The 19410-nt window shown below is 47.3% G+C and carries 14 protein-coding genes and 1 tRNA gene; 10 read left to right on the top strand and 5 right to left on the bottom strand.

Annotated features, from left to right (window positions below):
• The first annotated feature begins 354 nt into the window (after window positions 1-354).
• From dcd to CCY32_RS03300, 3 genes are all read left to right on the top strand, one after another.
• Entirely contained in the window at window positions 355-948 is a 594-nt protein-coding gene (gene dcd, locus CCY32_RS03310) for a dCTP deaminase (RefSeq protein WP_088329121.1), read from the top strand.
• A 185-nt stretch (window positions 949-1133) separates the two neighbouring features.
• Entirely contained in the window at window positions 1134-1328 is a 195-nt protein-coding gene (locus CCY32_RS03305; RefSeq protein ID WP_088329120.1) for a hypothetical protein, read from the top strand.
• A gap of 145 nt (window positions 1329-1473) precedes the next feature.
• Window positions 1474-1550 (top strand) — tRNA-Pro (locus CCY32_RS03300).
• Window positions 1551-1697: 147 nt separating this feature from the next.
• Here CCY32_RS03300 and CCY32_RS03295 read toward each other — a convergent pair.
• Together CCY32_RS03295 and CCY32_RS03290 are read right to left on the bottom strand one after the other, a co-directional pair.
• Window positions 1698-4799, bottom strand: coding sequence for an efflux RND transporter permease subunit (locus CCY32_RS03295; protein WP_088329119.1), 3102 nt, complete (start codon window positions 4797-4799; stop codon window positions 1698-1700).
• Between the two features lie 15 nt (window positions 4800-4814).
• Window positions 4815-5987: an efflux RND transporter periplasmic adaptor subunit gene (locus CCY32_RS03290; protein WP_168171417.1), complete on the bottom strand. Its 1173-nt coding sequence runs from the start codon at window positions 5985-5987 to the stop codon at window positions 4815-4817.
• Window positions 5988-6210: 223 nt separating this feature from the next.
• On the opposite strand from CCY32_RS03290, the gene CCY32_RS03285 reads away from it, so the two are divergent.
• Both CCY32_RS03285 and CCY32_RS03280 read left to right on the top strand, forming a co-directional pair.
• The gene (locus CCY32_RS03285) at window positions 6211-6933 is read left to right on the top strand and encodes a response regulator (RefSeq protein WP_088329117.1); all 723 of its coding nucleotides are present in this window, start codon (window positions 6211-6213) and stop codon (window positions 6931-6933) included.
• Window position 6934: 1 nt separating this feature from the next.
• The gene (locus CCY32_RS03280) at window positions 6935-8293 is read left to right on the top strand and encodes an ATP-binding protein (RefSeq protein ID WP_088329116.1); all 1359 of its coding nucleotides are present in this window, start codon (window positions 6935-6937) and stop codon (window positions 8291-8293) included.
• Window positions 8294-9557: 1264 nt separating this feature from the next.
• Here CCY32_RS03280 and CCY32_RS03270 read toward each other — a convergent pair.
• Both CCY32_RS03270 and CCY32_RS03265 read right to left on the bottom strand, forming a co-directional pair.
• Window positions 9558-10517, bottom strand: a complete 960-nt coding sequence (locus CCY32_RS03270; RefSeq protein ID WP_088329114.1) for a GlxA family transcriptional regulator — start codon at window positions 10515-10517, stop codon at window positions 9558-9560.
• Window positions 10518-10528: 11 nt separating this feature from the next.
• The gene (locus CCY32_RS03265) at window positions 10529-11521 is read right to left on the bottom strand and encodes a DJ-1/PfpI family protein (RefSeq protein ID WP_088329113.1); all 993 of its coding nucleotides are present in this window, start codon (window positions 11519-11521) and stop codon (window positions 10529-10531) included.
• Between the two features lie 278 nt (window positions 11522-11799).
• Between CCY32_RS03265 and CCY32_RS03260 the strand changes: the two genes are divergently transcribed.
• Together CCY32_RS03260 and CCY32_RS03255 are read left to right on the top strand one after the other, a co-directional pair.
• Entirely contained in the window at window positions 11800-12264 is a 465-nt protein-coding gene (locus CCY32_RS03260) for a nuclear transport factor 2 family protein (protein WP_088329112.1), read from the top strand.
• 541 nt (window positions 12265-12805) lie between these two features.
• Entirely contained in the window at window positions 12806-13528 is a 723-nt protein-coding gene (locus CCY32_RS03255; protein ID WP_088329111.1) for a hypothetical protein, read from the top strand.
• 70 nt (window positions 13529-13598) lie between these two features.
• On the opposite strand, the gene CCY32_RS03250 is transcribed toward CCY32_RS03255, so the two are convergent.
• Complete coding sequence (locus CCY32_RS03250) at window positions 13599-14765, bottom strand: aspartyl protease family protein (protein ID WP_168171416.1); 1167 nt, start codon at window positions 14763-14765, stop codon at window positions 13599-13601.
• 248 nt (window positions 14766-15013) lie between these two features.
• On the opposite strand from CCY32_RS03250, the gene CCY32_RS03245 reads away from it, so the two are divergent.
• The 3 genes from CCY32_RS03245 (at window position 15014) to CCY32_RS03235 (ending at window position 19384) form a co-directional block, all read left to right on the top strand.
• Complete coding sequence (locus CCY32_RS03245) at window positions 15014-15715, top strand: ABC transporter ATP-binding protein (protein ID WP_088329109.1); 702 nt, start codon at window positions 15014-15016, stop codon at window positions 15713-15715.
• Window positions 15705-18185, top strand: a complete 2481-nt coding sequence (locus tag CCY32_RS03240) for an FtsX-like permease family protein (protein ID WP_088329108.1) — start codon at window positions 15705-15707, stop codon at window positions 18183-18185. The genes CCY32_RS03245 and CCY32_RS03240 overlap by 11 nt, the downstream gene beginning before the upstream one ends.
• Window positions 18186-18256: 71 nt before the next feature.
• A complete protein-coding gene (locus CCY32_RS03235) occupies window positions 18257-19384 on the top strand; it encodes a type 1 glutamine amidotransferase domain-containing protein (protein ID WP_088329107.1) in 1128 nt (375 codons plus the stop codon).
• The last annotated feature ends 26 nt before the right edge of the window (window positions 19385-19410 follow it).

Genomic DNA, 19410 nt, shown 5'->3' with positions numbered 1-19410 from the left:
CCAGTCCCGTTTGCATACACGTCATTCCCGATAACAATATTCGGGCATGATACAGCACTATGGTCATTCCCGCGCAGGCGGGAATCCAGTGACTTTAACACAAGGTTTTGTGGCCAAGGGCACTGGATGCCCGATAACAACATTCGGGCATGACAGTGCACTACGGCCATTCCCACAAAGCAGTGATGCCTGCATCAGGTGGTCTTTACGGGCACTAACGCTGCATTGAAATGACACCTGAAACCCGATGCTGAATAACTTTCCTTCGGTAAAGATTGAATACCTGACCGTGAGCGTGAATAATGAGCCACCTTTACGGATTTCCCCTTAGAGTAGATGCAACCGGACCAATCCATGCGCTTATGTGACAAAGACATCAAGACCTGGCTGGAGGATGGCAAAATTCAGATTAGCCCCTCACCAGAAGAAAATATGATCAGCGGCGTGACCGTTGATATTCGCCTGGGTAACAAATTCCGCGTATTTGAAGACCATGCCGCCCCCTATATCGATCTCTCTGGTCCCAAGGAAGAGATGGAAGCGGCCATGAATTCGGTGATGAGTGACGAAATTGAATTGCCCGACGGTAAAGCCTTTTTCCTGCATCCCGGTGAACTGGCGCTGGCCGTGACCCTTGAATCCGTCACCTTGCCCGGCAACGTGGTCGGCTGGCTGGATGGGCGCAGCTCACTGGCCCGACTCGGTTTAATGGTGCATGTGACCGCCCATCGCATCGACCCGGGCTGGTCAGGCAATATTGTGCTGGAGTTTTTCAACAGCGGTAAGCTCCCCCTAGCCCTGCGCCCGAAGATGAAAATCGGTGCGCTGAGCTTTGAAGTGCTCTCTGATTTTGCCGAAAAACCTTACAACGCCCGTTTGGATGCCAAATACAAAGGGCAGGATGGCGCCATTGCCAGCCGAATCAGTGCCGATGACCGGCGTAACTGATTAAAATCTAAGGCCTGCAATGCGTATTGCGGGCCACACCACCGCGTTTATCGCGACATTCGGCATCAGCAGATACAGGCATGCCGACCCGCCACCGAGCTTTATTCGTTAATCTGTTCGCTATCGTACATATTCCCGCTCATGGCTCTGCTAGTCTCACAAGCGAATACTAAAAGGAGAACCCGATGAATCCAATCAACATTAATAATTCAGCTCAATCCCCCGTCACCGCCCCGGTTCATAACCGGCGCAGCGGGGATGTTTGCCCGCACTGGCCCATTGCTCAGGTGCAACGGCCGTTAGGGCAGAAAAGTAAAGCCGTTGTTATCGAACGACGTGGTATACCCCTTACACCGGCGGTTTATCATCAAGCCAGCTAATTTGGCAGTCTGATAAAAGAAATAAGAGGCGGTATTGCGGTACTAAAATCACACAGTTGATTAAGGAATGGGCAAACGATTTGCTAAATGTCATCCCGGCATTGCAAAGCCCGGCAAAATAAGTACACTATGCAACCTCTTCGGTCGGCGTGTAGCGCAGCTTGGTAGCGCACTGTCATGGGGTGTCAGGGGTCGGAGGTTCAAATCCTCTCACGCCGACCAATTTCTCTTCTCCCCAGAATTATCCAAACGTTTCTTTGTGAACTCATTTACAAAATGATCTACTGTCTCAGGCTGATGAGCGCTAAGCATTCCTGTCTAGTGGCGGCTGACAATCCGCTTCAAGTAAAACCACAGCTGGCGTCAACATTAACTTTCGGTAATGGTATTTTGAGATCTGAACATCAGGCTAAGTTCATGATGTATCGCATGGAAACAGGGGACCAAAAACAAAACGACGACGGTCGACATTGCAGTACCAAAGGTCAGAGCAATTGCAAAAGGTACCAGAAATAATGCCTGCTCTGTGGTTTCCATTAGCATCGGTAATAGCCCAATAGTTGTGGTTGCCGATGTTAGAATGATGGCTCTGAACCGGCTGGATGATGCCTCAATAATAGCCTGAGAAAAATGTTGTCCCTGCGCGAGTGAATAATTTACTTTACTGGTTAACACCAGCGCACTGTTAATCACCAGTCCTGAAAGCGCAACCATTCCAAATAGGCTGTTTGAAGTGATCGCAAATCCCATCACAATATGACCAAAGAGAGCCGCAGCGAGACTAAACGGGATGGTAAGCAATATGATCGCTCCCTGAATCGTACTTCTGAAAAGTGATGACACCAAAATAAACATGCTGACGCTGGCAATGATAAAACCATTTATTAAGGTTTGCAGTGGTGACACGCTTTGACTCTTCGAAAGGGTACCTGGATAGCCGAGTTTCAAGCCAGGGTATTGTGCCCTCAAATCTGGGATGATTGTTTCGTCGAGTACTTTTTTAATCAGAGTCAAATTGCCTGTTGATGGGTTAAGCAAACCTCCTACCTTGAGGGTCTTTTTGCCATTCTCTCGCGTGATCTGTGGGGGAATGTGAGAGTAATGGAAGTTTGCAGCCTGTGATAAAGGAATTCGGGTGCCATCTGGTGCCGTTACAATAAATCGGCCTAAGAACTCCAGCGAGCCCTTTTCTTCTTCGTTTAACCTTACCCATACCTTTACTAACTGCCCATTACGCATAAAACGAAAGGCTTCTTTTCCGAAAAAAGCATCCTTTAATTGCAAGCCTAAGTCAGTTTCAGTGAAACCTAGAGTTCGGGCTTCATTGGTCAGAGTAAATATCAGCGACTGTTTGCCTTCATCCAAGCCATTGGATACGTCAAATAACCCGTCAAAGGTCGCAAGGCTGTCAGCCAATTGCTGAGCGGCTTGCGCGAGTATTTCGTCGTTATAGTGACTGACCTCAAGATACACACCACCGGAGCGACCGAACCCGACTAGATAATCGAACTGCAATGCTCTTGCCTGAGGCAAGTCTCCCACTTTTTCCCTCCATAAATTCGCAAATTCTTGCTGGCTGAAGGTACGCTTTGATTCATCATTTAACGTGATGGTCACTTTTACTTTATTCGCAGATCCCATTCCAGCAGTTACTGCGTGACTTATCACATCCTCAGTTGAGCCGATCTCGGCAACTGCCGCAAGGCCCGCTTCTTCAATGAACTGACTGGTTTTCACTGTACTGGCAAAGGAGCTATCTACAGGCATCGTTAAGTACGCACTGACATTGTCTGATGGAACAAGTGGGAACCATCGAAAGTCGGTACGACCTGACTCAAACCAGCTAAATGCCAGCCAGAGTAAGCCAAAAAAGACGATTAGTATGCTGTATTTGTGCTGCAATGAACGACTTAATAGAGGAATATAGAAGCGATCTCTGAATCTAATAAGTCCCCCGGCAAATAGGCTCTCAGATGGTCTGGTTTGTTTTGAACGCTTATGAGAGGAGTTAAGGTGAGCGGGCAGTAGGAAAAGCGCGTCAAAAAAAGACACCGCAAACACTACAATGGCAACAATTGGCAGTGAACGCATATATTGTCCCATGTTACCTTCCATCATCAGAATCGGCATAAATGCCATAATATTAGTGATGATCGCAATTGAGACGGGCAACATCATTTCTCTTGCACCTTCAGATGCTGCCTGACTTATGTTCATACCACTTTGATACTTGGCGTAAATATTTTCGCCGACAATAATGGCGTCATCCACCACAAGCCCTATTGTCATGATAAAAGCAAACATTGAAATCATATTAATGGATACATCCAGATATAACAGAAAACTGAACGTACCAATTAATACAACAGGGATTGAGAGCCCCACCCACATAGCAAGTCTGGGAGTTAAAAATGCACCCAACAGCATTGCAACAAGCATTAATCCAGTCAGGCCATTACTTAATAATGATGATAGGCGCTGACTAAAACGCTCGGTTCGCTTGTAGGGCAGTGACACTTTGATAGAGTCAGGTAGGGACGATTGAAGGGTGTCGACGTACGTTTTAACGTCTTCAGCTAAAGGCAGTGTCTGCGCGTCTCTGGCCTGATAAACATACAGGAGCAGCCCTTGCTGCCCATTTAAGCTGAAGAAACTTTTCTGATTACTTAAACCCTCAGAAATGTTAGCAACATCGCCGAGCACTGTATTTTCTCCTGGGGAGGGGGTGCGGATAGGTATATTGGCAAAATGAACCTGCGAAACACTTCTTCCATCTGTTTTAAGCTGGACTTCTCCGGTATTGGAGTGGATCACGCCGCTAGGCTGGGTTGTGGCAATATTCGATACTTGTTCTGCGACATCAGACAAAGATAGATTGAGTGCCTGTAAAGTGGCAAAAGGAAATCTAATTTGTATTTCTTCATTTTGCTCGACTCTGGGTTTGACTTGGATAATGCCGTCAATGGCCAGCAAATCCTGTTTAACACTTTTCGCTAATGTATGTAAATCTTCTGTATTATTGGAAGTGGTTAACGCGATGGTGGTTAGCCATCTTGCATCATCATCTAATCTTACAATAGGGGGTTCCGCCCCGTCGGGAAAGGTAGTGATGTTGTCAATGGCGGTTTTTGTGCGCATCAATACACGATCGAGACTTTCCCCTTGTGCTATATCCGCACGAATTTGAGCATACCCTGCAAAGGCGACTCCTGTTACTTTTGTTAGGCCTTCTATCTGAGCCAACTTTTTTTCTACGGCAAGGATAATACCGTTTTCAACTTCTAACGGGTCTGCACTGGGGTATGCAACATCAATTAGTATGGTGGAATAAGTATAGTTGGGTTGTATTTCATAACGGATATGGGACAACGAGTAAAGACCAGCAATAACAAGTAAGATCATGAGAAGATTGGCGGCAACTTTGTTGCCAGCCATCCAAGAAACAAGGTGGTTTGAGTTATGTAGATTCATTTCGCTTTCCCTGGCTTAGTAACTAGACGTCTGCATTGTCTGGTTAAGTATGTGATCATGGTTTAAAACAGAGACAGCTCGTACCTTACTGCCAACAAAAATGCCGTAAACCGGTCGGGAAACCAGTCTGTCTCCCGCCTGGATTTCCGGTGAGATATATACGCTTTCCTCAGTCTGCCATTTCACACCTGCAGGTCTTACTTGCAGGCGGCCTGCTTGGTCAACAACATAGACATGAGAAGGATCGGGTAAGGCTTGTCTGGATAGACGCTGCACATCTTTTAGCACCTCAAATTCCACAGTTGCCTCAATATGGGAGTTGATGACAAATGGAAAAACTGGCTTGCCGGAGGGAGTAACCCGGGCGATTACTTTTACTAACCGACTGTTCTCTCTTAGCTTAGGGTGAATACCAAATACTTCTGCCGTGAAAGTATGCTGGTTAAATGAAAAAGTAACTATACTGCCCTGATTTTTTTCCGTCTTTACATTTATTTTTGTCAAGTATTGCTGCGGGATGTTCAATTCAATCCAGACTTCGTCTGTTCTGACCACTTTAGCAATCGTTTTTCCTTCACTGATATACTCACCCAGTGCTGTCGATACTTCCGTGACCTTTACGTCATAGGGATAATTAATCGTTGCTCGATTCAGTGTGAGCTTGGCTTGTGCTAGCTTATAATGAGCAATATCGACATCGGCCTCGGCTTCATGCAAATCAGGTAAGCGCAGTGCTAGCTTCTTGTTCTGATCATCATCTGAAAAAAGATAGCCACTTAATGCCAACTCTTTTTTTGCCAGGCGATGATTCCCTTGAGCAACTGAGAGAGCAGCGTTTGTCTTAGTGAGATTTGCCTGGGCACTTTTTAACTCCAGAAGGAAGTCAGCTTCTTCTAACTGGGCGATTGTTTCACCTGCGGGAATTGTGCCACCAACAATGAGGTGAGGATGCAGCTTGCCTATTTTTCCGGCATTTTCGCTGGATAACTCGATCTCTTTTTGAGGCGCAATGATCTTGCCCGAGACTGCAAGTGAAATTGGATGACTGGATGGAGAGTGCGGGTTTACTTCAACAACAGGTAACCTGATATTCGGGAGTTTTCTGGGAGTATCAGGCGGAGACTGGATCAGTAAAAATCCGAGTGCTGAGAATATAAACAGCAGTAGTATTGGAATAAAATGTCGCATAGTGATTAACCTGATAAACACACTCTTCTCATCGCTTAGAGTTTTGTTGAAATTGGTAGGCACTATAACGGTCAAGGGCTGCTTCTTTATCCCCACTTTGGTCATGAATGTAACGAATTGTCGCAATAAAGTAGAAGTGGCTAAATTTGTTACATGTTGCCAGTTACATGCGGAGAAAAACGTGTACCTTGATACAGGGATATTCGTATGAGTCTTATTAAACGTGAATGAAACACACTACCATATTTTGATTGTTGACGATGAGCGAGACATAACCGATCCGCTAGCCTCTTTTTTGTCTCGCCATGGCTTTCGTACCTCAATTGCACATGATGGTGTTGCTATGGATCGGGCGCTGGCAGCCTGTAGTATCGACTTGATCGTCCTCGATATCATGATGCCTGGTGAAGATGGCCTCAGTATTTGTAAACGACTTCAGCAGTCTGTCTACCCCCCAGTAATATTGCTCACAGCAATGACTGATGAAACTGATCGTATTATCGGACTAGAAGTGGGTGCAGATGATTATTTGTGTAAACCGTTTAACCCCAGAGAACTGGTTGCCAGAATTAAGTCAGTCATGCGCAGAAGTGAACGTTTACCTCAACATCGCAAATTATCCAAAGGGCGAGTGCAATTTGATCGCTGGAAGTTTGATTTAGCTGAGCGAGAACTGCGTGATGTCGAGGAGGTGGTTATTCGTTTAAGTAGCGGCGAGCATCGCTTGTTGGTGGCGCTAATAGAATATGCTGGGACAACGTTAAGTCGCGACCAACTACTTGATTTAACAAAAGGTGAAACCGCACGTATGTTTGACCGCAGTGTTGATAATCAGATAAGCCGTTTACGACAGAAAATTGAAGTTGATCCTAAAAAACCAAAAGTCATTGTCACGCATCGCGGCGGTGGTTATGTCTTTGCCGCTAACTTAACGTATTTGGACTGAAATGCTTAACTTTTTGAAGCCTCGTACACTGGCACAACAGTTAAGTTTAGTTATGGTTTCTTCTTTATTATTGTTTTTTATCACATTCTTAGTAGTGGACCTGTTGAACCAGGAAAGTTTGGAAGATACTGCCATCGGACATCAGCAGCTTAAGCGGATCTCATCGCTACTACCATTAGTTTCGCTATTAGATAGTACCCAGCAAACCGAGTTTGAACGCTCTTACTCCAGTTGTCATGAAGGTTATCGTTTTTCACAGAAGCCGCTTAATTTTAATGGTGAATTGTTACCGGAACTGGCGCTTTTGATTAGTTCTGAACTTGGAGTAGATAAACAGCGTATACAAGTACAGCGGGCAAATTTCACCTGGAGCGATTTTTCTTACAGGGATTGTCAGCCAGAACTGCACTTTCCAATGAAAGGACTTGTGATTAGTATTGAGACCGACCGTGGGCACTGGCTGAATTCGGAGGTTCACAGTCATGAGTGGCATTTACGGGAGTCGCATAACTGGCTAATGTGGGCATGGGGTGCATTTACTATTATCGCAATAGTTAGCATATTGTTTATCAGACATTTTACGCGACCATTGCATGATCTTCAGCAGGCTGCTAATAAGTTTGCCCAAGGCCTTTCTTTTTTGCCGGTTAAAGAACAGGGCTCGCCGGACTTAAAGGAAACGATCGCGTCTTTTAATGAAATGCAAAAAACGGTAGCCAATGCGGTTAAAAACCGTACTACAGCATTAGCCGCTATTAGCCACGATATTCGAACACCACTGACAGCTCTGAAACTAAAGATTGCATTGTTAGATGATGAGCAGATCAAAGTTAGTCTAATCAAACATATCGACAGGATTGAGAAGATAACAGCATCGGGACTGGACTTTCTGAAAGGGCAGCACACAGCTGAAGTGATCAAAAACGTTAACCTAAACGCATTGCTTCAGGATGAGTGTGATTCGTTCGCTGAAATCGGCATGCAGATAGCGTTTAATACTGAATCATACTTGGTCATTGCTTGTCGGCCCGAAGCTTTGGCCAGAGCAATACGCAATTTGCTTGAAAATAGCTTCAAGTATGCAGAGTCTGCGGTACTGACTGCTTGTGTTGAAGGTAACCATGTTCGAATTGAGCTTTGTGATAACGGCCCGGGAATACCTAAAGATAAACTTTCACAGGTCTTAGAGCCATTTGAAAGACTGTCGATTGCGAGAGAAAGTGATAAGGGCGGCTTTGGTTTGGGATTGGCTGTTGTAAAAGCAATAGTAGAAGGACACCAAGGCCATTTTTCCTTACAGAACCGAACTGATCGTCAAGGTCTTATTTCCGTTATAGAGCTCCCAATAAAATCACTTTAAGCTGACTTCTTGGGAGAGCAGAGTGTTTTTGGATTGGCGAGTAATGATCATCTGGAAGATCTCGGTATAACAATCCGGAAATGGTATAAAAATTTGAGTGCAGTAGAAAAGGCGAAAATTTTTATCTTTAAAATACTTCTTTTGAAGGCCTCACAATATCGCTGCACCGGCATCAGGCCTTTGAGATCTTAGACATCCAAATCTTGCAGGCTGATGAGCGCTAAGCGATTCTTTCAAATGGCAGCCCTTAACAGGGCATTGGACTCTGCAAAATAACGAGGGCCTTAAAAACACCGTCCCGTATAGTCCCCAACTTTGCAGTGATGACATGAGTACCTTAAAAGATGCAGCCATTGTGGGACTTGGAATAGTCAGTCTGCCCGCCTATACGTGCCGTAATGAAACTAACAATGGGTCGCTAAACAGGGTATTACCTGATTGGATTTCAGGTAAAGCGCAGTTGAGTTTGCTGACCCCGTCAAGAAGAGCGCAATCACCTTCAGCAAAGGCATTCGGCCAGTTTCTACTTAGTAACCTGAGTGAGCAGATTGGAGATTAGTATCATTAGATTGCTTGCGTTATGGACTAACAACAATGCTGATGCCCACCCATTCCTGCACTAAGCCCCATTTTCTGCCTGAAAATGGGGTGCAGGGAAACGCTATATAGTGTTGCTCTGACGGGAAATCACTACATGTTGTTACCAGCGTGATTTAGGGCAGTTCAAATCCTCTCACGCCGACCAATTTCTCTTCTCCCCAGAATTATCCAAACGTTTCTTTGTGAACTCATTTACAAAATGATCTACTGTCTCAGGCTGATGAGCGCTAAGCGATTCTGTCTAGTGGCAGCCCTATGATGTTGCTAAGGTAAATTTCATCGTATTCAGGTAACCATTTGTAGTGGTTCATTCTCTGAAATCGTTGGTTTAACTTGCCTTCCTTTAGTCGCTTACGAGTGTTCATCAATACATCAATTTTGAATCACTCTCCGCTATTCCGTTTGCGATGTAAAAGAGCGCAGGGACTCAACTCAGCCGGAGTGAAACTAAACGAATCGTCAGATGGTTGGGGTATCGACTCACTGACCACACCAGTACAACTCTCGTTGTTGACGTTTTTACCAACTTTTATACGGTTATTTAGGATGCGGCTAATAAGCAATCTGAATTTAGCAAAGTAGCGTGTACTTTTTACCATGATTGAGTCTAAAAAAAGGGCGATGACTTACTTTAGCTTAAGACGAGTTGAGGGTGAAGGTGATTTTAGTCGCGTTTTGAGAACCGTTCCCGGTATTCTTTTGGTGCAATGGAGAAGCACCGTTGAAAGGCGCGTCTGAAGGAGTCTGTGTTGTTATAGCCACAGGCATCGGCAATACGCTCTAGGGACCATGACTTCTCAACCAGTAGTTGCCTGGCATAATCTAAACGCAGCTTCTCCACATATTTTGCCGGTGACTTTCCCATCTGCTGCGCGAACAGTCTGTGGAAGTTTCGCGTGCTCATTGCACAATGTGCCGCCAGTTCAGCGACGCTGAGCTCCCGGTGCAGGTTCTCAAGCACAAAACTGCTCAGTGACGCGAAACCGGTATTGGCTTTTTGCTGAAAACGCAGCGGTTCGGAAAACTGAGCCTGATCGCCGGCACGTCGATAGTGAACCACTAAAAAGCGCGCAACCTGAGTGGCAACCTGTGCGCCCAAGTCTTCTTCAATAAGGCGCAGCGCCAGGTCAATGCCGGAGGTGATCCCCGCTGAGGTGGCAATATCACCGTCGTGAACATAGAGACTGTCTGGCTTTACTCTGATTTTTGGATACTCAGATTTGAGTGTATTGATAAAGGCCCAATGGGTTGTGGCGGGCCTGGCATCCAATAGTCCGCTCTCTGCCAATATAAATGCACCTGTGCAGACACTGGCGATGCGCCTGACTCCAGGTTTAATGTGAGCAAGCCAGGGGCAAATGGATTGCTGAACACGGGCCAACCGGGAACCAGCGCCGCCCGGAATGATCAGGGTGTCGAGAGCCTGGATATCTGAAAGCCCGTAACTGGCCACCATGGCAAGCCCTGATTCGCTGGTATAGGTACTGGCTTGTTCAGCAATAAACATCAGCTCATAGGGCGAGGTGTGTACTTCACTGACCGAGTGAAACACTTCCATCGGCCCTACCAAATCCTGAGCGTTCATCTGTTCAAAAAGTAAAAAACCTATTTTTCGTTTGAGCATATTAAGTACGTTTAGTTGTCTGCAATCTTGTGCATTTCAAGTGCAATAAGGTAGGTGTCTGCCTGCTCTGTTAGGCTGATATGCACATCATGGCGCCACGCTGACAGCTCACCTGTGCCGCGCCAGCTCACGCCCTGTTGTTGCGATGCAGGAATCAGAACCCAACTGTCGTGTGCCAACATGGCCTGTTTGTAGCGGGCAGTGAGTTCTTCAGCTGATGCCGTGGTTTGGGCCGTCACCGCTAATTTCCAGTCAGTTTGGCTGCCGTAGGAGTATTGTCGGTCAAATAAGATACCTTCTGGCCAATCATAATCATTATCCGGAAAGTGTTTGTCGGCCATTTCTGCCCGCACAAATCCGCCCTCGAGATCCCAGTCGTATTCAATGTGCATGGCAACGGTGCGAGCCTTTTCTTCTCCGGAGACTTTGCTAACAAGATGCAGTGAGGCATCAATGCCGGAAGAAAGCCCTGCTGAGGTAACCACCTGACCGTTATCCACAAAACGCTTTTGCCTTAACACGGTGATATCCGGGTAGGTCTCTTCAAAATTATCTATGGCCCGGTGAAAGGTGGTGGCAGATTGATTATCCAACAGGCCAGACTCGGCCAGAATATGAGAACCCGTGCATACCGATAAAATATGTTCAGATTTTCTCTGCATGGCCGTCAGCCACTGCTGAACACTCTCGTTTTTCATCACCTCATGAACATCTCCACCGGGTACTAATATCGCATCAGCTTCTGGCATAGTTTTGAATGAATGATCGGGATTTACGCTTAGCCCCATCACCGTGTTCACCGTTTTTCCATTCTCTGAGACGGTAAACACTTCATACCCTGCCTGACCAAACACCTCATAGGGGGCGGCAAAATCAATGATTTGAACATCATCGAACATGAGTATGGCAACGGTGAAGGGTTTCTCGGCGTAGCTCAAAGGCGCCATTAAAAGTAACAGGGTAAATACGATGCACTGGCTGATTGTTAAGCGAAGTGACGTCATGAATCGGTAGTCCTTTGTTTTATTTCAGGACAAAGAGTTTATCCAATCGCTGAAGTGGCAGAATGACACAAAACCGACAAAAGGTGCCAAATGTTTTTTGGTTAAAGTGTGATTTTAAGTGAAAAAGGGCATACCCAAATGCTCTATCGGTTAAAGGAATACCTAATCATCAGGCTGCTTGGTAAATGAGAAGGTTGGGAAAACACAATTAGTACGGCTTAATAAATATCTGTAATATCAATGACTCAGATACCGCGTGCAACCAAAGGATGAATTAAATGAAAATATTACACCTACTTCTAGGCTGTGTTTTGGCCATCAGCTTCTCCGTTATTGCACACGGGGATAAGCAAGAGGGCAACGGAAAGTTTCTTGGCCTGGATACCGCCGCCGCAAAAGTTGTGCAGACCTTTCATGAAGCGCTCGAATCAGGTAATGGTACCCTGGCCCGAGCTCAGTTGGCGGATGATGTGACGATTTATGAAGGTGGGCGTGTGGAGAGAAGCGCAGAAGAGTATGCCCAGCATCACATGTTATCCGACATGAAATACCTGGCCGCCGTCCAGAGTACAACCCTTGAACATCAGGTAAAGGTTCTGGGCAATACCGCCATCTCTGCGTCACGCAGCCATACTCAAGGGGTTTACAAAGGCAAAGTGCGAGACTACCAGGGAATGGAAACCATCGTGCTGGAAAAGCAGCAGGGTGAATGGAAAATCAAGCACATCCACTGGTCACATTAAGCGCAATCTCAAACCACATTGATGGGACGGAAAAAGCGCCTGGCATTATGCAGGCGCAACGTCCCTGTCGCCAAGGTAGTCACACGTCATAGTCCCTCTTGATATGCTGTGCATTTAGCTCAAAGCAGGCAGCTTGTCTTTCAATACAAACTTCTTTTTGCCCTACAGCGGAAGCCATATCATTAAATTCACTCAGTGAAATGTGCTTAGCACTGCGCCCATCAATGGAGGTGATAAGGTCTCCCACCTGAATATCGGTGTGACTGGCAGGTAAGTCGGGGTAAAAAGGCTTTAGAAAAAGCCTCTGGTTTTAGCTGTGACGCCTCGCTTTGCTTTTACACCTTTACCACAGTAGCTACAGGTACTGGTCATTATCAATGGCATGGCGCGATTGAGGCGCTGGCAGCGTTCACTTTATTTAAGCCAGTTTCATTAAAAACATACCAATTGAGTAGTTCTACCCAAGACAGGTACATGACAAGCCTGGTTTAATGTGCTCAGCCTATTTCCGGGCAGTAAGTGATTGAATATGAGTAGTAGTATGAAAAACATCATTGTCGTTACCAGTCTTATCGTGACGTTTTGGTTAAGTACCAGTGCAGCCTCAGCCAGTATTATGTACACAGAGTTGGATCATAGTATTGACGGCAGTACTCAAAGGGATTACGAGTATTCCTGGTTCTACGATGTCAACGCCGATGGTGTTGATGACTTTGGTTTTCTGTATACGACTGATAACCGCACCTATTCCGCCGGCAGATGGGTTGGAAGTAATCTTTACGTGTGGGGGGTAGCAGGTTCACAAGTCACCACTGGCGGTCCATTGGGTTTAGACGCCAATATTGACGGTAACCTTGGCTTTATAAATTCAAATCACCTTATTAAGTATTATTACAGCCAATGGGACGCGGAGTGTTCACAGTGGGGCTGTACTCGAGACGCTGGTAGCGCCACTTCTCATGACGGAAGCTGGAATGACGGTTATAACACCGCCAGGGGTTATCTTGGCTTCTCCCTGTTCGATGGTACAGACACCTCTTTCGGCTGGTTCAACCTGACTTTGAACGATAGGGGCACGGGAACGGTGCATGGCTATGCGCTGGAAAGTGATTACAACACTCCCATTCTCGCCGGACAAACCTTCAGTGAGGTGGCAGAGCCAGATGCCCCTGTTGAAGTCCCTGTGCCCGGTACCTTTTTATTGCTTATAGCGGGCCTGCTGGGTTTGCAGTTAAGTTACCGGGCAAGCAAGCAATTACGCTAATACTGGCATATAAAAAGCCCGGAATCAGCATGTTCCGGGCTTTTTTTTAAAACACCTGTTGCGGCAGTGGTCACAAGTCAGAGTATCCCTTGATATGCTGTGCATTTAGCTCAAAGCAGGTATTTTCTCTCTCAATACAAACTTCTTTTTGCCCTAAAACGGAAGCCATATCATTAAATTCACTCAGTGAAATGTGCTTAGCACTGCGCCCATCAATAGAGGTGATAAGGTCTCCCACCTGAATATCGGTGTGACTGGCAGGTAAGTCGGGGAAAACATAGCGCACCACAAACTCGCCGCTGCGAATTTTGCGAAGCTCAAGCCCTACAAGGTTGTAATCGGTCACGAACGGCTTTTGAGGTATCAGATAAAAAGCCTCATTTGGGTAGTCAATGACGGTTTTAAACTGATTCATCAGGGCATTTCCTATTACCCACCAGTCATCTTCATCGTCACCAGGGATTAAATTGATTTTCACATTCTCGATTTTCACATCACCCAGTGAAAGCGAGGGCAGGGTGACACGATCATGTTCGGCTTTGCCGCTTAAACCAAAGTCAGCGGCACGCACCCGGGTGGAGGCAATCTCAACCTCATTTTCTTTCGGATAGGCTGAACTTAATTTCACATAGTGGCGGCTACCGGTATCGATAATGAACTCGCCCTCGACAATATGAGAGTCATTGAATGTCAGTTTGCCATCGACCCGGATTTTATTCATAAAGGACGTGAGCGCTATATGCTGCGCATTCTGCTCGGGCTGATACCTTTCATTAGAGATAACAATCTCATTGGCGGCGGCGTCAAACTCCCAGGCAAAGTGGCGCATCATGTCATGGCCAATGACACCATCAAAGATGGCTTCATCTTCGCGTAAGTAGTAGTGGCTTTTCGACACCGGAATAAGCGCGGCTTTCATCCCATCAAAATAAACACCTCCCAGATCAATCCGCTTGATGTCTGTCTGATAAGCCGTGCTTTTGCCATCTTCGCCCCAGCCCCCCAGCGCGAGATCAAAGCCTCGATTAAGCCCCAACGCTCTGACTTTTGGGGTGTCCATAAGGATCAGAAATCTTGCCCCGGTATCCAGTAGAAAGAGTAACTTTTCTCCATTGACGGTGGCGTAGACATAGGGTTTTTCACCCTCATACACTGCGTCCAGTGCAACGCGGTTGTCTCCGGTAAATACGGGGTCAACATCAGAATTAATCTGCATCATGCGCAGTGAATTAGCCACACTGCAGCCTGCGAGGCTGACAGTGGTGATAACGCAAATACATAAGGCTTTTAGCAAAGATGTTTGCATAGCGGTCTTTCAACTTCATAAAAATAGTGAACTGATGGTACTCGCTATCCTGTGAAATAAATGTGAATTGGCTGTCGCTGGCAGTGCTGTGCTGGTAAGGGGACAAAAAAGCATTTCACATCTTTTTCACTGCGTCTGGCATAGATTGCGAACTTATCATTAAGTGAAGAGGGCGGACTATGCCGTTATCAACAAACAGCCAGATTGAACTGACCAACGTTAGCCAGTCTTTTGAAACACAGCAGCATCAGGTGGTGTTGTTTCAGGATCTTAACCTGTCGATTCAGCAAGGCCAGTCTTACGCCATCATGGGCCCCTCCGGCTCAGGAAAATCCAGTTTATTGATGCTGGCATCAGGATTAGAAAAGCCCACCCAGGGCAAGGCAACTTACCTGACCAATGAGCAGGTACAACCCCTGGAGGCGCTGCGTAAAGACATCGGCTTTATTTTTCAGCAGTTTCATCTGCTTCCAGAGCTTGATGCTCTTAATAATGTGGCGTTACCGCTTAAATTGCGGGGCCAAAAAGGGGCAGAGCAAAAAGCCCGCCAATGGCTTGAAAAGGTCGGGCTGGGCCATCGGCTCACACATAAACCCAAGCAACTCAGCGGCGGTGAACAACAGCGGGTGGCCATTGCCAGAGCACTGGTGTTTGAGCCCAGATTTATCTTTGCCGATGAGCCTACGGGTAACCTTGATGCAGTCAGTGCGAAAGAGGTAACGGAAATCCTGTTTTCCTGTTGCAAGGAACATGGCGCAGGCCTGGTTTTGGTGACACACAGCGAAGCGCTGGCAGAGCAGGCAGAGTCGTTGCTGATGTTCAAAGATGGCCAATGCTCATGGATACGCCAATCTAATCAGGAGCCTTGTCATGTTCAGTAATACGCTTCGCCTGGCCTGGCAGCTACATCATCAGGAAAAAGGCTCGGTGTACAATCGCAGCCTGCGCTGGATACAAAGCATTTTAATGGTCTTTATCGTAACCTTAAGCCTTACCAGCGAGTCGGTTCAGGACTATTTAAACAACAACCTGCAGAACTTATTGGGCGCTGATCTGGTACTCAGTCAGTCGCACCCTTTATCTCAGGCGCAATGGGCTGAACTGAAAGGGCTCAGCAAAAATGCCATCAACACCCAACAGATAACCGCCACGTTGACACACAACGGGCAGTGGCAACGGGCCACACTGAAAGCCGTTGGTGAGGATTATCCTTTACAGGGGGAGATGAAAACATCTTCAGCGCTGGGTGAGGAGGCCGTTTCAACAGCAGTCGTGCCCGCAGAGGGGGAAATCTGGTTGGATCCGCGCTTACTCTCGAGCCTGTCTGTTGATATGGGCGACACGCTGATGATTGCACAGCAAGCCTTTATTGTGTCGCGGGTATTACACCATGAGCCTGACCGGTTAATGGAAGGGCACAATGTGGACATGCGTGCGTTGATTAATCGCAATGATCTGCCAGGGCTCAATGTGGCCGACGACAACATGCATTATCGTTACCTTGTTCTTGCCAGTAAGTCACAGACCCATGCCATTATAAATTGGCAGAAAACACACTTGCCCGCGGCGCGTATTCACCACAAGCAAGGGGCGCATCCGTTAGCGCTGTTCTGGAAACGCACCGAAAACTTTATCGGTCTGGCGTCAGTGGTGCTGTTTTTTATGGCCGCCATCGCCATACAACAAATTGCGCAAGTGAAAATGAAAAAGGAGCAGTTTTTTACTGCGGTGTGTTTAAGCCTGGGGGCATCAAGAGCCTCAGGGGTACAGATTGCTCTGATCAAGTGGGTGTTGAGCATTCTGTCTATGCTGCCGGCGGTTGTGTTCTTTTGCACACTTTGTCACTGGCTTATTGTGCAGTGGTTAGCCTCAAATCTGATTCAGTTAGAGTGGCAATTCTCGCTGAGCCGTTTTATCGAGCCCTTGCTCGCCAGTATGCTGATTTTTGCGGTATTTCAGGCGCCGGTCTGGATGGCCTTAAAACAGTCCTCTGTCAGACAGCTGGTATACAACTCGCATAATAAAGGCTCTGCACTGGTTTCTATAGGTTGTGCATTGCTGGTATTGGTCGGTGTTGCCGCCACGTATTCAGATAATGGCCTGCTGACGGTCATGGTGCTCGGTGCCATGCTCAGTTGTGTCGCTTTAATGCTGCTTAGCAGCTGGGTAAGCCTGACGCTGGGTGAAAAGCTGACCAGCCGCCATTCTGGCCTGGTTCCTTTTGCCTTGTTTATGATGAAGCAGCGCCTGCTGACCAAGACTACCCAAATCCTTGGTGTCGGGTTGTGTGCCTTTTTATTGCTGTTCACGCTGATGCTGCTCAGGGATATCGGCAATACCATGCAGGGGTATAAACGCCAACATGATGGCAATCTTATGGTGTCGCAGGCCAGTGAGGCGCAAATGCGTGATGTCATCCTCTGGGCCGATGAGCATGGGGCTGAATTGCGTCAAAGCAAACCTTTTATGCATGCCAAGCTGATTGCGGTTAACCAGCAGCGATTGGAGGACTTTGCTGATAAACCCAGTGGCAGTCTGGCGACGCTGCAAAGCGCCATTCGCCTGCACTGGACCGATGTAGTCCCGCACAACAACCGTGTTGTCGAGGGAACATGGTGGCAGCCTTCAGAGCCGGATTGGCAGCAGATCTCCGTAGAGGAAGAGGTGATGAGCGATCTGGGCCTGCAACTGGGTGACCGTCTTACCTTCTACATTGGTGAACAGTCAGTGGAATTTACCATCGCAGCCAGCCATGTATACACGCCCGGAGCCGGTTCCATCACCTTCTGGATACAAATGCCACCGTCTGCGCTGTCTCATCTTCAGGCACCGCGCTATTACATGGCAAGCCTGGAGCTGGCGCCGTCTGCGTTTACCCGCCTGAGTGACCTCTGGCAAGCCCATCCTTCACTGCGCATGGTGCCCATGAAAGAGATGATAGCGCGTTTTGACAACCTTCTGGCAATGGTTACGCGGGTTGTGAGTGGCTTTGCCTTGCTGATTATCAGCCTTGCCGGGATTGTGATCGTGTCATCGGTGCATGCTCTGGAAGCGAATGAGCGTAAGAAAAACAGCGTGATCATGAGCTTCGGTTTATCCAGAGGCACCTGTCTGAGGGTGAACGGCATTGAGTGGCTGACAACCGCCTTGATTGCCGCCGCCGGCGCCATCATGGGTACCTGGGTTGCGGGGCTTTTGATTTACCAGTCACAGTTTTCCATGAACTATCAGCCAGATGTTCCGTGGTTGCTGACAACATTGGCAATTATCGTGCTCGTTGTTATGGCACTGGGTTTGATAGCCAGTCGCACCAGTCTCAACAGTTCGATTCGGGATTTAATGCAGGAATAAGGGAAGGGGATTTCACAACTGTTTCACGCACGGCGTGGCATCTTGTATCCACTTTAACAGGAGAATATGTAATGAAACTGATTGAACGTTTTGTCATTGTTATCGCGATACTGCTTTGTTTGCTGTTTTCAGCAAGCCCCGTTTGGGCAGCAGAGCAGGGTAAAAAAATTCTGATGGTGGTTAGCAGCCATGGTGAAGCGCAGGGAGAAAAAGCCCCGGGCTATGAATTTGATGAGTTTGCAAAAGCCTTTCTGGTGTTCGATGCTCATGGTGTTGACGTGGATGTGGCCAGTCCCGCCGGAGGAAAGGTCGAAGCAGATAAATACGACCCTGAGACGGACTTTAACGCCAAAGTACTGCAAAATGCAGATATCATGGAAAAACTGAACAATACGCTGCCGACGTCGCGGGTGAATGCCGCCGATTATGACGCTGTGTTTGTCATCGGTGGCAAAGGGGCGATGTTTGACCTGCCAAAAGACCGGGCTCTGCAACAGCTGATTGCGGATATTTATCAACAGCAGGGTACTGTTGCCGCGGTCTGCCACGGTCCGGCGGCGCTGGTCGATGTAACTCTGGCAAACGGTGAGTATCTGATTGCGGGTAAAGCGGTCAATGGTTTTACCAATGAAGAGGAAACGCTGTTTGGCAGCAAGTGGATGCCGGAGTTTGACTTTATGCTCGAAGACAAGCTAAGTGAACGTGGCGGCAAGTTTCAGTCATCGGATATCATGTTAACGCATGTGGCCATTGATGAGCGTCTGATCACAGGACAAAACCCGACCTCTACCGTCGCTGTGGCGCAGGCATTGATTGAGCAGTTAGGGATCTCTCCTGTGTCGATGCAGCCATTCAAAGATGATCTGACCCTTGAGAAAGTGGCTAACATCCTTGCAGGCAACCCAGCGGCTGCCAGAGAACTCACTGCAACGCCAGATCAATATCAAATGCCGTTGGTCGGTATGTACGGATATTACTACCTCAAGGTGGCCAAGTCTGATGAGGACCTTAAAAAAGCGTTAACGCTGATGCAGTTAGGGCAAGGTGCCATCAACAGCCCAAATCTGGATATACAAATTGCCAAAACCCAGCAACAGCTCGGTGATGTCGAATCCAGCAAACGCACCCTGGAGCAAATTCTGGGCAACCACCCGGATTTTGAGCCAGCGAAAACCATGTTAAACACTCTGGCGCAGTAAACTGCGGCCAGGTCGGCAAGCCGGGG

It is taken from the genome of Lacimicrobium sp. SS2-24, from assembly GCF_002201535.1.
Taxonomy (GTDB): Bacteria; Pseudomonadota; Gammaproteobacteria; order Enterobacterales; family Alteromonadaceae; genus Lacimicrobium.
This window is presented reverse-complemented; position numbering and strand designations above follow the sequence as displayed.

Bases quoted from the DNA above. Each gene is read 5' to 3' on its own strand.
- CCY32_RS03240 (WP_088329108.1), top strand. From the start codon at position 15,705: ATGTTCAGTAATACGCTTCGCCTGGCCTGGCAGCTACATCATCAGGAA.
- CCY32_RS03270 (WP_088329114.1), bottom strand. From the start codon at position 10,517: ATGCTCAAACGAAAAATAGGTTTTTTACTTTTTGAACAGATGAACGCT.
- dcd (WP_088329121.1), top strand. From the start codon at position 355: ATGCGCTTATGTGACAAAGACATCAAGACCTGGCTGGAGGATGGCAAA.
- CCY32_RS03255 (WP_088329111.1), top strand. From the start codon at position 12,806: ATGAAAAACATCATTGTCGTTACCAGTCTTATCGTGACGTTTTGGTTA.
- CCY32_RS03260 (WP_088329112.1), top strand. From the start codon at position 11,800: ATGAAAATATTACACCTACTTCTAGGCTGTGTTTTGGCCATCAGCTTC.
- CCY32_RS03295 (WP_088329119.1), bottom strand. From the start codon at position 4,799: ATGAATCTACATAACTCAAACCACCTTGTTTCTTGGATGGCTGGCAAC.
- CCY32_RS03235 (WP_088329107.1), top strand. From the start codon at position 18,257: ATGAAACTGATTGAACGTTTTGTCATTGTTATCGCGATACTGCTTTGT.
- CCY32_RS03245 (WP_088329109.1), top strand. From the start codon at position 15,014: ATGCCGTTATCAACAAACAGCCAGATTGAACTGACCAACGTTAGCCAG.
- CCY32_RS03265 (WP_088329113.1), bottom strand. From the start codon at position 11,521: ATGACGTCACTTCGCTTAACAATCAGCCAGTGCATCGTATTTACCCTG.
- CCY32_RS03280 (WP_088329116.1), top strand. From the start codon at position 6,935: ATGCTTAACTTTTTGAAGCCTCGTACACTGGCACAACAGTTAAGTTTA.
- CCY32_RS03290 (WP_168171417.1), bottom strand. From the start codon at position 5,987: ATGCGACATTTTATTCCAATACTACTGCTGTTTATATTCTCAGCACTC.
- CCY32_RS03305 (WP_088329120.1), top strand. From the start codon at position 1,134: ATGAATCCAATCAACATTAATAATTCAGCTCAATCCCCCGTCACCGCC.